The 20,682-nt window shown below is 67.7% G+C and carries 19 protein-coding genes; 10 read left to right on the forward strand and 9 right to left on the reverse strand.

The features are described from left to right. The first annotated feature begins 3 nt into the window (after positions 1–3). A complete protein-coding gene (locus AC6LJW_RS00880; RefSeq protein ID WP_056565367.1) occupies positions 4–240 on the forward strand; it encodes a hypothetical protein in 237 nt (78 codons plus the stop codon). A 702-nt stretch (positions 241–942) separates the two neighbouring features. Then, entirely contained in the window at positions 943–3,927 is a 2,985-nt protein-coding gene (locus AC6LJW_RS00885; protein WP_498086203.1) for an autotransporter family protein, read from the forward strand. Between the two features lie 109 nt (positions 3,928–4,036). Here the strand turns inward: AC6LJW_RS00885 and AC6LJW_RS00890 are convergent, their stop codons facing one another. Then, positions 4,037–5,017 carry a MerR family transcriptional regulator gene (locus AC6LJW_RS00890; RefSeq protein ID WP_498086204.1) on the reverse strand — a complete coding sequence of 327 codons (981 nt, stop codon included), beginning with the start codon at positions 5,015–5,017 and terminating at the stop codon, positions 4,037–4,039. Between the two features lie 48 nt (positions 5,018–5,065). Beyond that, positions 5,066–5,191, reverse strand: coding sequence for a hypothetical protein (locus tag AC6LJW_RS00895; protein WP_498086205.1), 126 nt, complete (start codon positions 5,189–5,191; stop codon positions 5,066–5,068). Between AC6LJW_RS00895 and AC6LJW_RS00900 the strand changes: the two genes are divergently transcribed. Next, on the forward strand, positions 5,190–5,645 hold the full coding sequence (locus AC6LJW_RS00900; RefSeq protein ID WP_056565359.1) for a fasciclin domain-containing protein: 456 nt from the start codon (positions 5,190–5,192) through the stop codon (positions 5,643–5,645). The genes AC6LJW_RS00895 and AC6LJW_RS00900 overlap by 2 nt on opposite strands. Before the next feature lie 106 nt (positions 5,646–5,751). Here AC6LJW_RS00900 and AC6LJW_RS00905 read toward each other — a convergent pair whose 3' ends face one another. Then, positions 5,752–6,483 carry a GntR family transcriptional regulator gene (locus AC6LJW_RS00905; protein ID WP_498086206.1) on the reverse strand — a complete coding sequence of 244 codons (732 nt, stop codon included), beginning with the start codon at positions 6,481–6,483 and terminating at the stop codon, positions 5,752–5,754. Between the two features lie 124 nt (positions 6,484–6,607). Between AC6LJW_RS00905 and AC6LJW_RS00910 the strand changes: the two genes are divergently transcribed. The 7 genes from AC6LJW_RS00910 to AC6LJW_RS00940 are packed head-to-tail and all read left to right on the forward strand — an operon-like array spanning position 6,608 to position 13,548. After that, positions 6,608–8,005, forward strand: a complete 1,398-nt coding sequence (locus tag AC6LJW_RS00910) for a class-II fumarase/aspartase family protein (RefSeq protein WP_498086207.1) — start codon at positions 6,608–6,610, stop codon at positions 8,003–8,005. Next, a complete protein-coding gene (locus AC6LJW_RS00915; protein ID WP_427986642.1) occupies positions 8,002–8,400 on the forward strand; it encodes a Zn-ribbon domain-containing OB-fold protein in 399 nt (132 codons plus the stop codon). Before AC6LJW_RS00910 ends, AC6LJW_RS00915 begins: the two co-directional genes overlap by 4 nt. Then, on the forward strand, positions 8,397–9,566 hold the full coding sequence (locus AC6LJW_RS00920; RefSeq protein ID WP_427986643.1) for a thiolase family protein: 1,170 nt from the start codon (positions 8,397–8,399) through the stop codon (positions 9,564–9,566). Before AC6LJW_RS00915 ends, AC6LJW_RS00920 begins: the two co-directional genes overlap by 4 nt. A gap of 55 nt (positions 9,567–9,621) precedes the next feature. Continuing rightward, complete coding sequence (locus AC6LJW_RS00925) at positions 9,622–10,299, forward strand: 3-oxoacid CoA-transferase subunit A (protein ID WP_175123831.1); 678 nt, start codon at positions 9,622–9,624, stop codon at positions 10,297–10,299. Next, the gene (locus AC6LJW_RS00930; protein WP_498086208.1) at positions 10,289–10,960 is read left to right on the forward strand and encodes a 3-oxoacid CoA-transferase subunit B; all 672 of its coding nucleotides are present in this window, start codon (positions 10,289–10,291) and stop codon (positions 10,958–10,960) included. The genes AC6LJW_RS00925 and AC6LJW_RS00930 overlap by 11 nt, the downstream gene beginning before the upstream one ends. Positions 10,961–10,999: 39 nt before the next feature. Beyond that, positions 11,000–11,980 carry a Bug family tripartite tricarboxylate transporter substrate binding protein gene (locus AC6LJW_RS00935; RefSeq protein ID WP_427986645.1) on the forward strand — a complete coding sequence of 327 codons (981 nt, stop codon included), beginning with the start codon at positions 11,000–11,002 and terminating at the stop codon, positions 11,978–11,980. 5 nt (positions 11,981–11,985) lie between these two features. After that, positions 11,986–13,548, forward strand: a complete 1,563-nt coding sequence (locus AC6LJW_RS00940) for a 3-hydroxyacyl-CoA dehydrogenase (protein WP_498086209.1) — start codon at positions 11,986–11,988, stop codon at positions 13,546–13,548. On the opposite strand, the gene AC6LJW_RS00945 is transcribed toward AC6LJW_RS00940, so the two are convergent. The 6 genes from AC6LJW_RS00945 to AC6LJW_RS00970 all read right to left on the reverse strand — a co-directional run bounded on the left by AC6LJW_RS00945 (position 13,473) and on the right by AC6LJW_RS00970 (position 20,676). Next, positions 13,473–13,922: a YbaN family protein gene (locus tag AC6LJW_RS00945; RefSeq protein ID WP_498086210.1), complete on the reverse strand. Its 450-nt coding sequence runs from the start codon at positions 13,920–13,922 to the stop codon at positions 13,473–13,475. The genes AC6LJW_RS00940 and AC6LJW_RS00945 overlap by 76 nt on opposite strands. Continuing rightward, positions 13,919–14,512 (reverse strand): biliverdin-producing heme oxygenase, encoded by a 594-nt coding sequence (locus tag AC6LJW_RS00950; RefSeq protein WP_056565353.1) that lies wholly within the window; start codon positions 14,510–14,512, stop codon positions 13,919–13,921. The genes AC6LJW_RS00945 and AC6LJW_RS00950 overlap by 4 nt, the downstream gene beginning before the upstream one ends. 114 nt (positions 14,513–14,626) lie before the next feature. Beyond that, a complete protein-coding gene (locus AC6LJW_RS00955) occupies positions 14,627–16,801 on the reverse strand; it encodes an efflux RND transporter periplasmic adaptor subunit (protein WP_498086211.1) in 2,175 nt (724 codons plus the stop codon). Continuing rightward, positions 16,786–18,144, reverse strand: a complete 1,359-nt coding sequence (locus tag AC6LJW_RS00960; protein WP_498086212.1) for an efflux RND transporter periplasmic adaptor subunit — start codon at positions 18,142–18,144, stop codon at positions 16,786–16,788. Before AC6LJW_RS00960 ends, AC6LJW_RS00955 begins: the two co-directional genes overlap by 16 nt. Next, positions 18,141–18,947 (reverse strand): efflux RND transporter periplasmic adaptor subunit, encoded by an 807-nt coding sequence (locus AC6LJW_RS00965; RefSeq protein WP_056565344.1) that lies wholly within the window; start codon positions 18,945–18,947, stop codon positions 18,141–18,143. The genes AC6LJW_RS00960 and AC6LJW_RS00965 overlap by 4 nt, the downstream gene beginning before the upstream one ends. Before the next feature lies 1 nt (position 18,948). After that, a complete protein-coding gene (locus AC6LJW_RS00970; RefSeq protein WP_498086213.1) occupies positions 18,949–20,676 on the reverse strand; it encodes a TolC family protein in 1,728 nt (575 codons plus the stop codon). Positions 20,677–20,682: the final 6 nt, after the last annotated feature.

Consider the following 20,682-nt stretch of genomic DNA (forward strand, 5'->3'; position numbering starts at 1 on the left):
AGCATGGACACGCCAGATTCCGGCGGGAAAACCAAGCCACCGTTTGACGCGTTGCGCGCCTACCTGCTGGCGGCCCAAAGCCGGGACGAGTTGCAGCGGATACGCCAGCTTGCACAGCGCAATGGCGGATTGAAGCGGTCGGTGGAGCGGCTGGCGACGGCGCGAGGCGCGGCGGGCAAAGTGCCGGATCAGACGTGGTGGAAGCTTGTGCTGCGGGATTCACGCGGCGCAACGTCTTAAGAGATGTCGCAGTCCTGCCGTTAACGCTAAGCCGACTTTTTCGAAATGCCTGCTCCATCAAATTTTTGAATACCGCATATGCCCGTCCGCACCAAGCCGTTTACTCAGGCCTGTCCTCAATGCAATTGGTCCAAGACGTCCGCGCCGGTCAGTGACGTGCTGATAGCGGGGCGCGACATTGCCACGCAGTGTCCGCGTTGCGGTGCGAAAGCGTTGAAGATCCATGAGGCTTCCGCATTCGCGGTGTTAATCAGCCGGGTGAAACGCCTGCTGGCCTGAGGGCGCGCGCCGTCCGTTCAATTAATCACGAAGTTGATGGCTGCTGCATCAGTCGTGTCATTTTGTGACCCGTTTCCGTGCAAATTGCGCGCCGCCAAACCACGTTTGCCGGGCGAGGGATGGTATCCAAAAGCCCCCTGATAGGGCTTTGAGATGGTATCCGCAATCAAAAAATAAATACTTCGGATAACCCGTGTGCACACTCGCCTACGAATATCGGTCGTATGCCGTAGACCTATTTTGATAATTAACGGGATATAACCCCGTTTATTAACGGGGACGTAAAAAGAACCGTTATACAGTGCCTCCTTTTTTCGAGAGCTGACCCTAAATTCACGCCGGCTGCATTATTACTTGCCGATACTTTTTAAACATATCGGTAATGTGTGAAAGGAAGCTCGATTAATCCGGAGGATTGAAGTTTTGGCATACGGCACAAAAAAGTGGCTGACGGCGACGCTCGCCTTGAGCGCGACCTATGTGGGGAACGTCACCGCTGCGGACTTGACCATCGGGTCGGGCAATACGCAGGTGTTTGACGGGTCGGCCAACTTTCCCGGCGGCATTGATGTCAACGGCGGCACGGCGGTTATCGGCGGTAATGGCGGCGGTGCGGGCGTGGCGATCGGCGGCAACGTCAATGCCATGTCGAACGGCACGGTGGCGGGTTTCGGGTCGATCGGTGGCGATTTGAACGTGACGGGAAATTCTCGCGTTGCGCCGGGTTATTGGGTGGACACGCCCACCGGCGTTTCCAACGGCAATCTCGTGGTGAATGGCAACCTGTCGATCAACAACGGCGTCTTTGATTTTGAAACCGGCTATGCCGGACTGCCCATCACGCAACCCGGCACGGGCGACAACATCACCGTGGGCGGCAACGTTGCCCTGAACAACGCGACGTTGAACGTGAAGGTCAGCACGCACGGGGTCAACGCGGGCTTTTACCGCATCATGTCGTACGGCGGCACGTTGAGCGGCAGCGGCCTGACACTGGGCACGGTCTCCGGCGACTCGGTGCCGGCCGCGACGATCCAGACGCTGACCGGCGACAAGCACATCAACCTGGTCCTGGGCCCCAGCACGACCAACCTGTGGAACGGCAACGGCGTGGCCTCGGCGGCCAACGCGGGTGGCGGCAGCGGCACGTGGACCGCGGCGAGCGGCAACTGGAGCAGCCCGACCAACGCCACCGGCGCCCTGCCCAGCGGCGGCTACGCGATCTTCACGGGCGCGGCGGGTACGGTCACCGTGGACGGCAGCGCCGGTCCGGTGCGCGTGTCGGGCCTGCAGTTCGCCACGGACCGGTATCGCCTGCAAGGCGCGCCGATCACGCTGGCGGGCACCGGCGGCAACCCGCCCGTGATCGTCGTGGGCGACGGCACGTATGCGGCCGGCAGGTTCGTCGACATCATCGACAACCCGCTGCAAGGCACGGAAGGTTTTGTGAAGACCGGCGTCGGCTCCATCATCCTGAACGGCGACAGCAGCAACCTGACCGGTCCCATCTTCATCGCCGATGGCGCACTGGAGATCAACGGCAAGCTGAACGGCCCGATGGATATCGGCCGCGAGGTGGTGCTGGCAGGTATCGGCCAGGTGGGCAGCACGACCCTGTACCCCACGGCGGTGATTTCGCCGGGTAACGACGGCACGCCGATGGGCACGCTGACGGTGAACGGCAACCTCAACTTCGGCCAGGACACGATCTATCGCGTGCACGCCGATCCGACCAGCACGCTGAGCGACCGCATCCACGTGACCGGCGTGGCAACGCTGGACGGCACGGTCGCGCACGTGGGTCCCAATGGCAACTACGCGCCGCGCACGACGTACAACATCCTGACGGCGGACGGCGGCATTCAAGGTCGTTTCACGGGCGTGTCGAGCAACTACGCGTTCCTGACCCCGTCGCTCAGCTATGACGCGAAGAACGCGTTCATGACGCTCTCGCGCAATGACGTGCCGATCGGCAGCGTGGGCGGTTCGGAGAACGAAACGAACGTGGGCGGTGCGCTGGATCAGGAAGCGCCGCCTGCGAGCGGTAATGGTTCGGCGCCCGCGGGCAATGGATCGGGCTCCACGGGCAACGGTTCGGCTTCCGCAGGCAATGGCTCCGCCTCGGCGGGTAATGGTTCGGCATCTGCCGGCAATGGTTCCGCACCGGCGGGCGAAGGCTCGGCATCGACGGACAACGGTTCCGCAACGACGGGCAATGGTTCGGCAACGGCCGGCACCGGCAGCGAATCCGCGCCGGTCGTCACGCAACCCGCCGCGCCCGGCGCCGACTCGTCGCTGATCGCCAGCGGCAACGGCGCAGGCAAGACGACGGGCGCGAGCCAGGTGACGGCGGCTGTGCTGGCCATGTCGCCCGAGCAGGCGCGCGCGGCCTTGAAGCAACTGTCCGGCGAAGCGTACGCCAGCACCGGCAGCGTGTTGCAAGGCCAGGGTGACGCGGTGACCTCGTTGCCGCTGTCGCATCTGCGCGGCAATCTGGATGCGCCGATGCGCGCTGGCCGGCCGACCGCGCAATTGGGCGCTTCGTCGTCCGACGCGCTGCCGCAAAGCGGCGCGTCGCCGATCTGGGCGCAGGCCTTCGGCAACTGGAGCACCTTCGGCGGCGACGGCAATGCGTCCACCGTGCATCAGTCCGCGGGCGGTCTCTTTGTCGGCGGTGACGGCGACGTGGGCGGCGGTTGGCGCCTGGGCGGCGCGGTCGGTTACACCGGCAGCCACAACTCGATCTCCGACGTGTCGTCGCGCATGAGCGTGGACAGCTACACGGCAACGGTCTTCGGCGGCAAGAACTTCGAAGCCGGTCCGGGACATGTGCGCTTCATGGTGGGCGCGGCCTACACCTGGCACGAGATCGATTCCAAGCGCAACGTGGCGGCGGGCAGCCTGAACCAGCGCCTCGAGTCGTCCTATAACGCGTCCTCGACGCAGGTGTTCACGGAACTGGGCTACAAGCTGCCGCTGGGCGACGCCTACGCCATCGAACCCTTTGCCGGCGTGGCATGGAACCAGGTCCGCACGCGCGACTTCCAGGAGACGGGCGGCAGTGCGGCCCTGCGTGGCGAAGGCAGCAACGACGACGTGACGAGCACCACGCTGGGCCTGCGCGGCGCCATGCTGATCGGCACCGACAGCGCGCCGGGCCGCCTGACGGCCACGGTGGGCTGGCGCCATGCGATGGGCGATGTCAAACCCACGCAAAAGCTGGCTTTCGAGGGCGGCAGCACGTTCACGGTGTCGGGCGTGCCGATCGCGCAGAATGCGGCCGTGCTGGGCTTGGGCGCCGAAGTGGCGATCACGCGCAACACGACGGCTGGTGTGGCGTACGACGCGCAGTTTGGCGGCGGCAACCGTCAGCAGTCGGGCATGTTCAAACTGATGACGCGCTTCTAAGCCGCATGGTGCGGGGCCGGTTCATGCCGATGCCAGAACGGCAACGGGCATGAATCCGGCTTGTCCTTTGAATACGCCACGCGCTGAGGGCAGGGTCTTGCGGCCGCCCTCAGCGCGTTTTCTTTTGGGCTTCCGTCTTCGGCATACCGGCCGGCAACGGCAGCCCTTCCGCTCTGGCCAGCCGTTCCATCGCGACTTCCAGAATGGCGCGCGCCTGTCCCGCGGCGCGGCCCAGGTCGCTGTGCAGTTGCGCGTCGTCTTCGTTGCGGGACGCGCACTGGACGCTGTAGCGTTCAAAGCTTCCCACCATCAGCAACAGGTCGGCCAGGTGCTTCGGGCATTCGCAGGCTAGGCCGCTGCCGGACGCCATGATGGTCAAGAGCGCCGGCTCGTCAAAGCGCAGCTCCAGCGTCGGCGGCTGCGGCGCGGTGGGCAGCCGCTCGCCCGCCAGCGCCGAACGGCACAACTGCAGCAGCTCGCCGGTGTCCGCCGGAACGCGTGCCGCCAGGCAGCCGTGCGCACGCAACGCGCGGATCGTCGCGCTGGCGCAGAACCGGTAAAGCACCACGACGGCGGCTTCGCCGCATGCCTGCGCGGCGGCCACGATCAGCGGCAAGGCGCTCTCGTGCAGCTCGGACTGTTCGATTACCAGCACCTCGACGCGGGCATCCTGCGGTGCGAGTGCGACCTGTTCGAGGTGGGGCCAGCTGTGCTGGACGATCACGTCCAGTCCATCGCGCCCGCTGCCGGCGATGCGCCGCGCCAGGTTGGCGCCGACCACGCCCAGTCTTAGCGGCCCCTGCGCCTTGGGCTGGCGCGCGGCGGCGCCGGCCAGTTCCTGCAGCTGATCCACGGACATGGGCGCGAGCACGCCGATGGCGTGGCCCTGATCGACCAGTTGCTTGAGCAGGCTGAGCCGGCGGACCTGTTCGGCGGAATACAACCGCTGGCCGCGCGCGGAGCGTTCGGCGCCCGACAGGTCGTAGCGGCGTTCCCAGACGCGCAGGGTCTCGGGCGAGAGCCCCGCCAGACGCGCTGCGACGCCGCTGCGGTAGGTGACGCGGCCGTCGTCCGATTGCTTGGATTCCATGGTTTTCAATGACCCGAGATTGAACCGATATGTTTTGATAATAGCGGTTCAAAACGTGGACGAGAAGCCATCTGATGCGTAAATTTTCACCTCAAGCGGTTCACTTTCCGTGTCAACGCCGCTTTGTGCAAACCCCGCTTCTTGCGGATATTCACGGGACAAGGAGTCAATCATGAAACGTCTTCTGGCAGGAATTTCGCTCACCCTGGCGCTGGGCACCGCGCAGGCCGCCGACATCGTCGACACCGCCAAATCCGCGGGGTCGTTCAACACCCTGGTGACCGCCGTGCAGGCCGCCGGCTTGGTGGATACGCTGAAGGGCCCCGGTCCGTTCACCGTCTTTGCGCCGACCGATGAGGCCTTTGCCAAGGTGCCGAAGGACAAGCTCGATGCGTTGCTGAAGGACAAGGCGGCGCTGACCAAGGTCCTGACCTATCACGTCGTGCCGGGCAAGGTGATGGCCAAGGACGTGAAGGCGGGCCAGGTCAAAACCGTTCAAGGCAGCCCGCTGACGGTGACGGTCAACGGCGGGACGGTCATGGTGGATAACGCGAAGGTCGTGAAGACCGACGTGGTGGCGGACAACGGCGTCATCCACGTCATCGACACCGTGCTGATGCCGAAGTAAGCAGGCTGCAACGAGAGGGCTGCAATGAGTGGCCTGCAATGAGCAGGCTGCAACGATGTCGGCCTTGGTAGGCCACCGTGACGGTGCGTGGCCTACCTTTTTTGCTTCAGTCCGTATGCCGGTCCAGCGACATCGTCAGCCGGAAACGGCTGGCGGGGTGATACGTCACGCTGATCTCGATGGTTTGCCGCGTCGTGTCGATGTAGCTGCGCAGGATGCGTAGCGCGGGCGAGCCCGCCTCGGCGTTCAAGGGGCCGGCCACGCGCGCCGGCAGTGCCACTGCCTCGATGTCCTGGCGGATCTGCACAATGTTCACGCCGTAGTTCGCCTCGATCAGGCTGCTGATCAGTTCCTGCGGGTTGTCACGCACGCGCGGAACAATCTCGCGATAGGCCGGGTCCAGGTACGCATCCGTCCAGCCAATCGGATTTGCCACATCGTCGCGGTTGCGGCGCAGGCTGGAGATGCGCAGCCAGCGCGTGCCGCCCGCACAGCCCAGCGTCTGCGCCAGCGTCAGGTCGGCCACCTCGTCGGCGACGTCGATGACCTCGCGCATGTGCGCCTTGCCGAACTGCACCACGCCTTCTATTGAGGTCAGCGCCTGCTTGTAGTTGGCCGCGGGACGAGCCGACTCGACGCGCGTGCCGACGTTCTTGCGGCGCGATACCAAACCCAGTTGCTGCAGTTCCTGCAGCGCCAGCCGCACGGTGTGCCGGCTGGTGTCGTACTGCGCCGCCAATTCCAGCTCAGTGGGCAGCAGGTCGCCGACCTTGTGATGGCCCGCGACGATCGCCTCGCTGAGCGCCGCCGTCAGGCGCGCCGCTGTCATCCGTGTCATGGATTGCTCCTAATCTTTTCCAAAGCACCTGCGGGTATACCCCGATATCCCGGTCCGCCAAGCATCCCTAGACTTCCAATATGTTCGAACATATTGATATGTTCGTGGTTTCAGCGAGGTTAGCATGCCAGTTTCTTTGCTGGGCGGGGCCACCACCGTTTTGGACTCCGTTCTCTTTCGCGACGCGTTCGGCACCGCCGAAGCCCGCGAGATTTTCTCCGATCAGGCGACGCTTGCGCGCTATGTCGAGGTCGAGGTCGCCTTGGCTCGCGCCCAGGCCCGGCTCGGGCTGATTCCCGCCGAGGCGGCCGAACAGATCGCCGCCCGCGTCAAGCCGGCTGACCTGGACCTGCTTTCACTCGGTCAGCAGACCGACATCGTCGGCTACCCCATCCTCCCGCTGGTCGAGCAGCTTGCCACGCAATGCGGCGAGGCGGGCGGATATCTGCACTGGGGCGCGACCACGCAAGACATCATGGATACCGGCATCGTGCTGCAGGTGCGCGCCGGCCTGGACGTGATCGAACGTGACCTGTCCGAGGTGCGCGAAGTGCTGGCGGGGCTGGCCGAGCGTCACCGCGCCACGCCGATGGCCGGGCGCACGCACCTGCAGCATGCCCTGCCCATCACGTTCGGCTACAAGGCGGGCGTCTGGCTGTCGATGTTCGACCGGCATCAGGAACGCTTGTCGCAACTGCGCGAGCGCGTGCTGTGCGTGCAGCTTGCAGGGGCGGCGGGCACCCTGGCTTCCATGGGCGAACATGGCCTGGCGGTGCAGCGTGAGCTGGCCAAGGAACTGGGCCTGGGCGTTCCGGCCACGACCTGGCACGTTGCGCGCGACGCGCTGGCCGAGGTGGTGAACCTGCTGGCGCTGATCGCCAGTTCGTTGGGCAAGGTGGCCACCGACGTGATGATCATGGCGTCCACGGAATTCGGCGAGCTGCGCGAACCCTTCGTGAAGGGCCGCGGCGCCAGCAGCACGATGCCGCAGAAGTGCAATCCCATCTCCAGCGAACTCATGCTCGCCGCCGCCAAGGCCGTGCGTCAGCACGCCGGCCTGATGCTGGATGCCGCGGTGCAGGACTTCGAGCGCGCGACGGGGCCGTGGCATGCGGAATGGATTGCCATCCCGCAAAGTTTCATCCTGACGGCTGGCGCGCTGCACCAGGCCAGATTCGCGCTGGGCGGGCTGAGCGTGGACGTGGAACGCATGGGCGCCAACCTGGGCCTGACGCACGGCCTGATCGTGGCCGAGGCCGTCATGATGGAACTGGCGCCCGCGCTGGGCCGGCATAACGCGCATCACATCGTCTACGACGCCTGCCGCGCGGCGCTGGGACGCGGATGCAGCTTGGCCGAAGCGTTGCTGGATTCGCCCGAGGTCTGCAAGCATTTCGACCGCGAGGCGCTGGCGCGCATCACCGACCCCGCCAACTATCTGGGCCAGGCGCCCGCGCTGGCCGACCAGGCATGCGCCCGCTCGCGCGCGCTGGGCTATCCCCATCAGGAGGCCCGCGCATGAGCACCGTGGACAAGACGGACGCGCCGGGCGGCGTGGAGCAGACGTACTTCAATTCGCTGGCGCAGGGCGTGTGGCGCGTGCCGCGCTGTGGCGGTTGCGGCGGGGCGGTTTTCTATCCGCGCCAGATCTGCCCGCAGTGCGGCGGCGCGGACTTCGACTGGTTCGAGCCGAGCGGCCGGGGTGTCATTTACTCGACCACCACGGTCCGGCGTTCGCCCGAGGCGGGCGGCGACTACAACGTGTGCCTCGTCGATCTGGAAGAAGGCTTTCGCATGATGAGCCGCGTCGAAGACGCACCTGCCACCCGGCCCCGCATCGGCGACGCCGTGCGCGCCGTGGTGCGCGCCCATGGCGACGCCAACCGCGTCGTGTTCAGCCTGGACGAGCAAGCATGAAAGACAACGCATTTCGCGGCGCGGCCGCGATCGCCGGCATCGGCCACGCGGGCCTGGGCAATGCCGCCGGCTACACCGAGATGGAAATCCTGGCGCAGGCGAGCGCGCGCGCCGTGGCGGACGCCGGGCTGCGCATGAGCGATATCGACGGCCTCTGCACGTGCAGCGCGTCGGCGACGATGTGGGCGATGCCGGTGGCCGAGTATCTGGGCATCAAGCCCACGTTCATCGACAGCACCATGCTGGGCGGCTCGAGCTTCATCGCGCATCTGGCGCCCGCGGTCCACGCGCTGATTTCCGGCGAGTGCAACGCGGTGCTGGTCTGCTATGGCAGCACGCAGCGTTCGGGCTCGATGAATCGCGCTGCCGTTGGCAAGATGCGCGCGGCACTCGATCCGCAGCCTTTCGAGGCGCCCTATGAGCCGCTGCAGCCCATCACCGCCTACGCGCTGGCCGCCGCGCGCCACATGCACGAATACGGCACGACGCGCGAACAGCTGGCGCAGGTGGCCGTGTCGGCGCGCGAGTGGGCGCAGCTCAATCCCGATGCCTGGTCGCGCGACCCGCTCAGTCTGGATCAGGTGCTGGCCGCAAGGCCGGTGTGCGATCCGCTGACGGTGCGCGACTGCTGCCTGCTGACCGATGGCGCGGGGGCGTTCGTGCTGGTGCGGTCGGACCGCGCGCGCGATCTGGCGCAGCCGCCCGTCTACGTATTGGGCAACGCCACCGAAGTCTGGCACCGCCAGATCTCCTCGATGCAGGACCTGACCGTCACGGCGGCCTCGCGCTCGGGACCGCGGGCGCTGGCGCAGGCCGGCGTGCAGGTGCCGGACGTCGATCTCGTCTGCCTGTACGACGCGTTCACCATCAATGTCCTGCTGTTCCTGGAAGACCTGGGGTTCTGCCCCAAGGGCGAAGGCGGCCGGTTCGTCGAAGGCGGCCGCATCGGTCCGGGCGGCTCGCTGCCGGTCAACACCAACGGGGGCGGGCTGTCGTTCGGCCATCCTGGCATGTACGGAGTGTTCCTGGTGCTGGAGGCGGTGGCGCAGTTGCGCGGCCAGGCCGGGGCGCGTCAGCGGTCCGCCGACATCGCGCTGGTCCACGGCAACGGCGCCACCTTGTCCAGCCAGTCCACCGCCGTGCTGGGCACCGCGGCCGCGCTCTGATTCCATTCATCCAACCTGGAGTCCTGCGGCGTGTCGCGCGCCGCGGGCTGAGTTCATGATCGACAAGATATCTCCCTCGCTGCAAGAGGCGGTCAGTGTGATCGGCGACGGGGCCACCGTGATGGTGGCCGGCTTCGGCGACTCGGGTCTGCCTTGCGCGCTGCTGCACGCGTTGAAGGACGCGGGGCCGCGCAACCTGACCATCGTGAGTAACAACGCCGGCACGGGCGACTACGGGCTGGCGGCGCTGCTGTCCGCGGGCCTCGTGCGCAAGGTGATCTGCTCGTATCCGAAGTCGTCGGGATCGGACGTGTTCACCGCGCTGTACCGCGCGGGCAAGATCGAACTGGAAGTCGTGCCGCAGGGCACGCTGCTGGAACGCATGCGGGCGGCGGGCGCCGGGCTGGGTCCGTTCTTCACGCCCACGTCCTACGGCACTCCCGTGGCCGACGGCAAGGAGCAGCGCATCTACGAAGGCGTGGGATACGTGCTGGAGAACCCGTTGCCCGCCGACTTCGCGCTGCTCAAGGGCGATCAGGCGGACCGCTGGGGCAACCTGACCTATCGCCTGGCCGCGCGCGGTTTCGGGCCGGTCATGGCGATGGCCGCGCGTCACACCATTGCCGAGGTCAACGAGATCGTGCCGCTGGGCGCACTCGCCGCCGACGCCGTGCATACGCCCGGCATCTTCGTTCAAAGCGTCGTACGCCTGGAGGCACGCCATGACGGTTAAACCCCTCTCCCGCCAGCGCGTGGCGCAAATTGTCGCGGACGACATTCCCGACGGCAGCTATGTCAATGTCGGCATCGGCATCCCGACGCTGGTGGCGGGCTGCATCGCGCCGGATAAAGAGATCATTCTGCACAGCGAGAACGGCATCCTCGGCCTGCGCGGCCTGCGCGAAGGCGAGACGCCCGACCCGGACCTGATCAACGCCAGCAAGGTATCCGTGCAACTGCTGCCGGGCTCCTCGATCTGCGACCAGGCCACGTCGTTCGCCATGATGCGCGGGGGACATCTGGACCTCACTATTCTCGGCGGCTTTCAGGTGGCGCCCAACGGCGATCTGGCGAGCTGGTCGCTTGGGCTGCCCGGCGACGTGCCCGGCATCGGCGGCGCGATGGATCTGGTGGCCGGCGCGCGCCGCGTCGCGGTCGCCATGCAGCACTGCGACCGCGACGGCAATTCCAAGCTGGTCAGCGCGTGCACGCTGCCGCTGACAGGCCCCGGCGTGGCCGATGTGATCTACACGGACCTGGCGGTCATCGACATCGATCCGGCGCGCGGCTTCGTCGTGCGCCGCATGTTGCGCGGCTTGACGCGCGAAGCGCTGCAGGCGGCCACCGGCGCGCCGCTGGCCTACGCCGACGAAGTGACGTTTATCGAACCCTGACGCGCATCGCGCGCAATAAAAACGAGTGAAGGAGACATCATGACCCTGTTGCACAAGTTCAAGACGGGCGGCGTTCTTGCCGCGATGACGTTGGGTTTGGCCGCCGTATCGGCCACGGCGCACGCCGAGTACCCCGAGCGTCCCATCCAGCTCATCGTGGGCTATCCGCCCGGCGGGTCGGCAGACGTCGTCGCGCGTCCGCTTTCCGTCATGCTGGGCAAGAAGCTGGGCGTGCCGGTCGTGGTGGAGAACCGCCCCGGCGCCGGTTCCAGCATCGGCACGCAGGCCGTGGCGCGCGCCAATCCGGACGGCTACACCGTCGGGCTGGTGCTGGCGGCGCATGCCATCAATCCCAGCCTGTACAAGAGCCTGCCGTACAACACCGCGAAGGATTTCGCGCCGGTCGGCAAGATCGCCGACCTGCCGATGGCGCTCTACGTCAATTCGCAGTTTCCGGCCAAGACGGTGGGCGAGCTGATTGCCTACGCGAAGGCCAATCCGGGCAAGGTGACCCTGGCTTCCTCGGGCAACGGCAACACCACGCATCTGGCCATCGAGCTCTTTGCGACCAGCGCCGGCATCGACCTGCTGCACGTGCCCTACAAGGGGGGCGGCCCGGCCCAGACCGCCGCGCTGGGCGGTGAAGTCTCCGGGCTCTTCGATGGCCCGCATTCGCTCAACATGGTGCAGAGCGGCCGCGTGCGCGTGCTGGGCTTTGCCAGCAAGGACCGCCTGTCGCTGGCGCCGGAGGTGCCGACCATCTCCGAGGCTGGCCTGCCCGGCTTCCAGGTGTCCGGCTGGTACGGCCTGGTGGCGCCAGCCGGCACGCCCCAGCCCGTGATCGACAAGCTGAACAGCGCGCTGAACGACGTGCTCAAGGGCGCCGATTTTCCCAAGACGGTTGAACCGCTGGGCTACATCGTCACTCCCTCCACGCCGGCCGAATTCGGCACCTTCGTGGCCGACGAGACGGCACGCTGGAAGAAGGTCATTCAAGACGCAAACATCAAACTGGACTGAGGCATATGGGTAGCGAATCGACGACGGGTCTTCCCGACCTGGACCGGCCAGGCGTGATGGTCGGTGTGGTGGGCGCGGGCCTGATGGGCCGCGGCATTGCGCAAGTGGCGGCGCAGGCGGGATACGTGGTGCGCCTGCACGACACGCGCGCCGGCGCCGCCAGTCAGGCGCGGCAGGACATCCTGGCGTCGCTGGCGACGCTGGCCGCGCGCGGCAAGATTCCCCGGGAGCAGGCGGAAGGCGCCGATGCGCGTCTGATCGCCGCGGATGCGCTGCAGGATCTGCGCGACTGCGAGCTGGTGATCGAGGCCATTGTCGAGTCGCTGCCTGCCAAGCAGGCGCTGTTCCGCGAGCTGGAAGCGGTCGTCGGGCCGCAGTGCGTGCTGGCCACCAATACGTCGTCGCTGCTGGTCACCGAGGTGGCCAGCGGATGCGCGGTGCCCGAGCGGGTGGGCGGCCTGCACTTTTTCAGCCCCGTGCCGCGCATGAAACTGGCCGAGGTCATACCGGGCTTGCGCAGCGCACCCGGTCTGGCGGATGCGCTGACGGCGTTCACGCGCCGCCTCGGCCACACGCCGGTGGTGGCGCGCGATACGCCGGGCTTCATTGCCAACCATGCCAGCCGTGGCTATCAGCCCGAGGCCTTGCGCATTGCGGGCGAGCAGATCTGCGATTTCGCCGGCATCGACGCGATCCTGCGCGATGCGTGCGGCTTTCGCATGGGGCCGTTTGAACTGTTCGACCTGACCGGACTGGATGTGTCGCATCCGGCCGGTGAATCGATCTATCGCCAGTGGTTCGACGAGGCGCGGCATCAGCCGTCGATCATCACGCGGCAGCGCCTGGCGGGCGGCGTGCTGGGACGCAAGACGGGTCAGGGGTTTTACCGGTACGACGAAGACGGAAAACGCGTGGAGCCGGAGGACGGCGGCGGCGCGGCCGTGGCGGTGGACCGGCGCATTCCCGTGTGGATCGCGCCGTCCGAGCTTCCTTTCCGCGCCACGCTGGCGGCGCGTGTGGTAGCGGGCGGCGCCACGCTGGAGACCGCGGGAATGCCGTCCGACGCGGCGCTTTGTCTGGTTCTGCCCGTGGGCGATGACGCCACCGCAGCGTGCGTGCGCCTGGACCTGGACGCGCGCCGCGTGGTTGCCGTCGACCCGCTGTTCACCCGCACGCGCTGCACGATCATGCTGACGCCCGTGACGTCCGCCACCATGCGGGACCAGGCGCGCGCGATCCTGCAAGAGGACGGCGCGGCGGTGACATGCATTCAGGACAGCCCGGGTTTCATCGCGCAGCGCATTGCGGCGACCATCGTCAACAATGCCTGCGCCATGGCGCAGCAAGGGATTGCCACGCCGCAGGACATCGACCAGACGGTGACGTTGGCGCTGGGCTATCCGCAAGGGCCATTCGCGTTAGGTGACGCGCTGGGGGCGGGCACCATTCTGCGGATCCTCGATCGGCTGAACGCGCGCTATCAGGAACCGCGCTATCGCCCCAGCGCGTGGTTGTCGCGCCGGGCGGCGCTTGGGTTGCCGTTGGGCTTGGTGGCGAGCGCGCGCTGAGTCGGCTCGGGCCGTTGCCATATCCACACCAGCACCGCCACCATCGTCAGGCACAACGGCCAGACGACCCACGGATGGGGAATGGTGCGTGTCATCACGACCATACAGACCGTCATCGACACCGTGGCCATGACCTTGGCGCGGCGCGTGACCATGCGGCCGTTGTGCCAGTTGTGCAGCATCGGGCCGAACCAGCGGTGCTCATGCAGCCAGCGATGCAAACGCGGCGAGCTGCGTGCGGCGGCCCAGGAGGCCAGCAGGACGAACTCGGTGCTGGGCAGGCCGGGGATGAAGACGCCGGCGACGGCAAGCGCGATGCTGATGACGGCGAGCGCCAGATACAGCGCCCGCACCCACGGTTTGCGAGGCGTCATGCGCCGAGTTCGAAGTGCCGTTCGAGCAATGCGCCGAAACGGTCATAGGCCGCGTTGGCGCCTGCGATGACGGCGTCGTGCGTCGCGGGGTCGAGCGTGTCGCTGTCCAGCGAGGCCACAAAGCGGCGCCACACGGTGGCGCGGCCATCGGGGTAGGCGGCAAGGTTGCGCGCGCCGAAGTCGGCCGACAGACCCAGGTCGGATTGCGCCTGCTTGAACAGGAAGGCGGCGCCCAGGGTCGAGCCTTCGGACACGTACAGCCAGCCCAGTGCTTCGGGCATGGTCACGCCAATGCTGGCGATGCCGTCTTCGGGGGCGGCTGCGCCCAGGTCGCGCAGGTCGGCGAGCGAGGCGTCTTCGCGGCCGCGTGCTTCCAGGTCAGGCACCGCCTGCTTGACGGCGTCGTCCTGGAACAGGAATTCGACGTCGCGCTGGAAGAGGTATTGCGCGGCGACGAAGCGGGCATAGGCGTCGCGGCTGGCGAACGGTGCGCCGCGCTCCATGAGCCGGTGCATGCGTTCGTGCTGCGCCGCGGTTTCGTGCTTCAGGCGCTGCGACAGCGAGGGACGTTCGAGGGTTTCGGTGGTCATCGTCGGTGTGGGTGATGGGTGAAGGCGATCCATCGGTGATGGATGATGATGAGTCTTATTATTCCCCGGGGCTTGCCGAATGACACGTTAAAGATGCTTAAGAAATGTGCCGCTTCAAAAGCCGGTTTCGCGCACCAGCAACGCCGCGCCGCGCCGCCATGCGCGCAGCAGCAGGCTTTCGGCATCGCCTTCAATGACGGCCGTGCCGCGCATGGCTTGCAGGCGCGGCATGGCGGCGTTGGACGCATCCGCAGGCCGCAGGATCACGCGATACACCGCGCGTTCCGGCACGAGGCCCTGCGACTCGGGGTCGGGCCGGGCCTCGCCGCGCGGCGCCTGCATGGCGGGCACGGCGCCGCCATGCGTGGAGCTGAGTTCGGGCGCGGCGGCCAGACGCCGCGTGGCGGTGGCGGCGATGTCGGACACGACCAGCGCGACGGCGGCCTCGCCGGGATCTTCGGACAGAAAGCGCGCGTGCCCGCCGGTCCGCAGCCGGTGCAGATCCTCTTCGGACGCATAGGCTTGCACGACCGCCTCTGACGGGTCGGCCAGCGACGCCAGCCATTCGCCTTCGGCGATCCATTCTCCTGCCGCGAGAGGCTCGGCCAGTTCCGCGACGATGCCGTCGAACGGCGCGCGGATCGTGAGCTGCTGGCGTTGGCGCGACAGCACTTCGAGGCGTTCGCGTGCCGCCAGCAGTTCACCGGCGGCAACGGGCACGGCGGCGGCGGTGTCGCGGGTCATGGCCTGGAATGACTGCTGCCATTGCAGCACCTGGATGCGGCGCGTCAGCGAAGCGATCTCGTGGGTCATGTCGGGCGCGTCCAGCACGAACAGCGTCGCGCCGGCGCTGACCGCCTGTCCAGCGTGTACGTCGATGCGCTGAATGCGGGCGCCGGCGGGTGCGACGATGCGGGCCTGCTGCGCGGCGTGCATCAGGGCGGGGGCCTCGATGCGCGTGCGCCACGGCACGACGGCGGCCAGCACGCCGATGAGCGCTATGCCCGCGGTGATGCGGCTGCGCCGGTTCCAGCCGCCGCCAGGTCGGCTTGTCAGGCGCTCGCGCCAGGCGCGAAGTTCGGTGTAGATGGGCTTCAGCACGAACGCCACGATCTCGATGGCGAACAGCACGATGCCCAATATTTTGAAAGCCATGTGATACACCAGCAGGGCGATGCCCAGGAACAGAAAGAAGCGGTAGATCCAGACACAGAAGGCGTAGGTGATAAGCGTGCGCTCGCGCCACGGCGCGAAGACTTCGGGCCGCGCATCGCCCAGCCCGAACAGCCACTCGCGCAATTTCCATCGCGCCAGCGCGAAGGATCGGTTCTGCAGGTTGGGCACGTTCAGGGCGTCGGTCAGGAGAAAGTACCCGTCAAAGCGCATCAGCGGATTGAGGTTGACGGCCAGCGTCAGCAGCCAGGTGGTCGTGGCCAGCGTGAACGCCGCGCTGCGCAGCACGCCATCGGGCAGGAAGCTCCAGGCCAGCGTGGCCCACGCGGCCAGCGCGGTTTCGGCCAGCATGCCCGCGGCGCCGATGGACATGCGTTTGCGGCGGCTGGACAGCCGCCACGCGCCCGAACTGTCGGTGTACAGCACCGGCCACATCACCATGAACGCCACGCCCATGGTGGCGACCCGGCAGCCGTGATGCTTGGCCGCGTACGCGTGGCCAAGTTCATGCAGCACCTTGGCCGCGCCCAGCGTGACGGCGGCGGCCAGCGCGCCTTCCAGCGTGAAGAAATGCAGGAACGTGTGGAGAAACTGGTCCCACTGGCGCGCCGCGAGAAAAAGTCCAAGCACGCCCGCAGCCACCGTCAGCCGCAGGAAGGCGCGCGACAGAAACAGGCGCCGCACGGCGGGCAGCGTGCGCGTCAGGAACGCGTCGGGCCGCACCAGCGGAATGCGAAAGAACAGGTACTGGTGCATCAGGCTTTTGAGCCAGTGGCTGCTGCGGCGCGCGTTGGCCTCCTTGGCGTAGCGGGCGATGGCGTCCGGGCCGCGCAGTTGCACGAGGCTGTTGGCCTGCAGGAACTTGGCAAAGTCCTCGACGTCGTCCGCGCTAAGGTCCAGCGTGGTTTCGCCGGCCGCCGCATTTGCGATTGCGTCGGCGCTGCCCAGGCGCCAGCGCGCCAGCATCTCGGCTTCCGCCCAGCCGATCTGGAAGAACAAGCCACGGCCCGGGTCCTCCAGCGTCCACGCCGGCGAGCCGTCGTGGTTGGGCGGCGCGCGATGCAGCAGCAGCTCTTCGCGCAGCGCGGGCAGCGCGCCGCTTACAGTCCCAGCCATACGCGCAGCGTCGCCAGGGGTTTGCGCAGCAGGTAGCCGTAGAGCGGCGTGGATTCGCCGTACAGCTTGGCGGTGCCTTTCAGGCCGACGCGCGGCTGCGTGGCGAGTGCCTCGTCGTCCAGGCGGGCGCGCACGCGATAAGCCATGGCGCCTTCGGCGGTGGGCGCGGCGCGGTAGCCCACCCGCAACAGCGTGGCGGACAAGGGATCGGCCGGCGCGGTGTTCAGAAAGAGCCGGATCGGCGCCTCGGCCGGCAGCGCAATCGCGTCGCCCACGGGCAGGTGGATTTCCAGTTCGACGTCCGCGGGGTCGGCCACCATCATGATGCGTTCGCCCAGCGCCACGGGCTTGCCGATCCAGTCGGCCGGGTCATCGAACAGCACGATGCCGTCACGCTCGGCGCGTAGCTGTGTGCGCGCCACCGCCTTGGCATAGAAGTCCAGGTCGCTCGCGGCCTGTGCGCGCTTGCCTTGTGCGAGCGCCAGCGTGGCCTTGCTGCGGTCATCGACCAGCGCCTGCTGCTGGTTCTGCCGCAGTTCGGCGTCCGCGACTGCCAGCGCCTGGCGTGCGCTCTCCAGACGCCCTTCCAGATCGCGCACGTCCAGCGCGGCCAGCAGTTGTCCTTTCTCGACAGGCTGGTTGGGTGTGACGGCGATCTGGTCGACCACGCCCTGCAGCGGCGCGCGCACGGCCATGGGCGCTCGCGCCACGACTTCGGCCGGGGCTAGCACCGATTGGCGAACCGGCATGAACATCAGCCCGATGACCGCCGCGCCCAGCGCCAGCCACCAGCGCGTGCGGCGGTCGCCATGGCGCAGGCGGCCCCACCAGGTGGCCGCGCGGCCCGTGCGCTGCGTGGGCGCCAGCGCGCGCCAGGCGTGGGCGTAGGCGTCCGCCAGCAGACCCAGCACGGCGATCTGCGCACCCGTCCACGGCGTATCGCGCCATAAGGCAAGCAGGCCGTCGCCTCGCTTTGCGTCGCCCTGGGGCAGGCGCAGCAACAGGCCGTGGCCTGGCAGATGCTCCGCCCACATCGGGTGCTCGTCGGGCGTCGGGGCAAAGGGACCGCTTGCGCCCTCGCGCGCGCGGCTGGCCAGCAGGCCGGCCAGCCACACGGTATAGGGTGCGTTGGGGTCCGGCACCGCCAGGCCCGACAGCGCGGAAATGACCCCGTCGCCACCGGCGCCCGGCAGCCACAGCGCCGCCTGCCGGTATGGCGCCAGCGCATGCGTGTCGTTGACCATCAGGAACGCCAGCGCCTGCGTGTCCGCGCAGGCGCGCGCGTGCTTTTCCAGCTGGAGCAGCGCGGCCAGCAGGTTCTCTCGTGTAGCGGTGTCCGTCACGGTGTTCCCGAGGCGGGAAGGTCGACGCGGACGCTGCCGCTCATGCCGGGCAGCAGTTCGGCGGCGGTGTTCTGCGCGTCAGCGAGGCGGCCGATGATCTTGACCGACTGGCTGACCGGGTCCACAGCGCCCGCGATGTGCGAGACCGAGGCTTCGTACGTGCGGCCCGTTTCATCGACGGTCACGCGCAGCGGCGAACCGGGCTTGAGCCAGGCCAGCCAGCGCGACGGCACGATGGCTTCCAGTTCGAAGGCGGAGTCGTCGTAGATGCTGACGAGCTTCTCGCCTTCGGCCACGCTTTCCGCGGCGCGCGCATAGGTTTCGCCGACCCGGCCGGCGAACGGCGCGGCAATGGCGCAGCGGTCCACGAGCACCCTTTCGGCGCTGCTCTCGGCGCGGGCCACGGCGACGGCCGCGCGTGCCTGCTCGACGTCGGAACGGCTGATGGAGCGCAGCGCCTCCAGTTGTTCGGCGACCGCCTGCTTCTTGCGCGCGGCCGATTCGGCCAGCACGGCGCGTTCCAGCCGGGCGCGGTTCAGGGCGCAGTCGTAGGCGACGAGCACGTCGCCCTTCTTGAACCGGTCGCCTTCCCGGAACGGCAGGGTTTCGATCTTGCCGGACAGGCTGCTGGAAATCACCGCGCGCCGCGCGGCCACCAGCTGGGCGCGGGCGGTATCGGCCGCCGGGGCCGTCATGGGTGCGGGCGGCGGGGTTTGCGCGGCGGCGCCGGCCGACACGGCCAGACCCGCGGCCAGCAGCAGACGCGCGCCGCGCCGCGATACGGAGGCTTGCAGAATCGGCATGTCAGCGCGCTTTCACCGATTGGTTGTCCGCGCTGCCGGCGCTGGCGACGGAACCGACGCTGCTCCACAGATTGCCGGTCACGGTGCGCAGCGCGGGCGGCGCGGCGGGTTCGGTCACGGACGCAACGGGGTCGATCACCGGCGTGGCGATGGCCTGTCCGTTCGTGTCGATGGCTTGCGGGGCCACGGCCAGGCGCGGAATGTCGACGTGGCCGCGCTCGATCTGCCGGTTGGTCTCGGCGATGTCGTGCGCCAAACCAGCCAGGCTTTCATCGGAGATGCGTTCGGGCAGGGGATCGATCCCGGCGGCCTGGTAGATCGTGTTCTGGGCGTTGACGAGTTCGGCGTAGCTCAGGTCGCGGGCGCGCGTGGCGAGCAGGGTCTCGACCTTCGCGCGGACCACTTCCAGATGCGTTTCGGCGCTGCTGCGCGCGGCGTTCTCGGTCTGCACCTGAATCGCGTCCTGCAGGCGGCTCAGTTCGTTGGCGCGGCGGAAAGCGGTCTCGGCGCGCTGGCGTTCCAGCCAGGCGATATGGACCTGGCTCAGCACCGTCATGCGCAAGGCCTGGCGGCGCAGTTCGGCGACCTGTTCGCGCGACTCGCCGGCGCGGGTGATCGAGGACCACGACAGCACGCTCAGGAGATTCCAGCTCACCTGCATGCCGGCGTCCGCCCAGCTGTTGTTGACCAGGTACTTGTTGCTGTCGTAGTTCAGCCCGCCAAAGAGCGACGCGTTGGGCAAGAGGCGCAGCAGCGACATGCGCGTTTCCAGCACGGCGTTGCGCGCCAGGTAGCTTTCTTCGCGCAGTTCGGGGCGGCGCACCATCGCCAGGGCTTCAAGGTCCTGCAGTTCGTAGGCGAGCACGGGCGGCGCCATGGTGGCGGCGTCCGGCGCGGCAAGTTGGAAGTCCGCGCTGGGCGGCAGGTTCATCAGCGTCGCGAGCCGCGCCTTGGCCTGCGCCAGTTCGTTGTCCAGCGCCTCGGTCTGGCGCACCATGTTCAGCAGATCGCGCTGATAGCGCAGCGCCAGGATGGGCGCGACCAGGCGCTTCTGCTCGGTCTGGCGCGCGTATTCCAGCGTCTGGCGCGCTTCGGCCAGCGTCGAGGACACGCGGTCCTTCAGGCGTTCTGCGGTCACGGCGTTCCAGTACGCCGTGCGCGTCTGCCGGATGATGTCGGCCACGACGCGGCGGCGGCGCTCCTCGGCGGCCAGCGCCTTGTTGCCCTGGGCCTTGGCGCCGAAGTAGCTCAGGCCGAAGTCCAGCACGTTCCACGTCAGTTGCAGGTCGGCCGTGTGCGTGTCGCGCTCCTGGCTGGTGGACGGCACGAGCGATTGGGTGCCGGTGGACAGCGATTCGCTGGACGACCCGTAATCGTTGTTGCGGGCGCGCATGCCGGCGCGGGCGGTCAGCTTGGGCAGCATGCCCTGCTTCTGCACGTCGGTCAGGTCGTCTTCCAGCGCGCGCTCCATGAGGGCCAGGCGCTGCTGCAGGTTGTACTTGACGGCGCGGGCGATGGCCTCGTCCAGCGTGATCGGACCCGTCACCGGCTCTTGCTGCGCGAACATGGCGCCGCGGTCGGCCTGATCGAGCTGCAGCAGGTCCTGCGTGCTCAGCTTCTCGGGCGGCGCGACGGCGCAACCGGCCAGAACGGCCGTGGCGAGCACGGTCAGGGCGAAGCGGCGGGCACGATGTTGCATGGGCTTGGCGGAATCAAAGGTAAGAGTCATATCTGG

The sequence above is a fragment of the Achromobacter sp. 1012554356 genome (assembly GCF_059760815.1).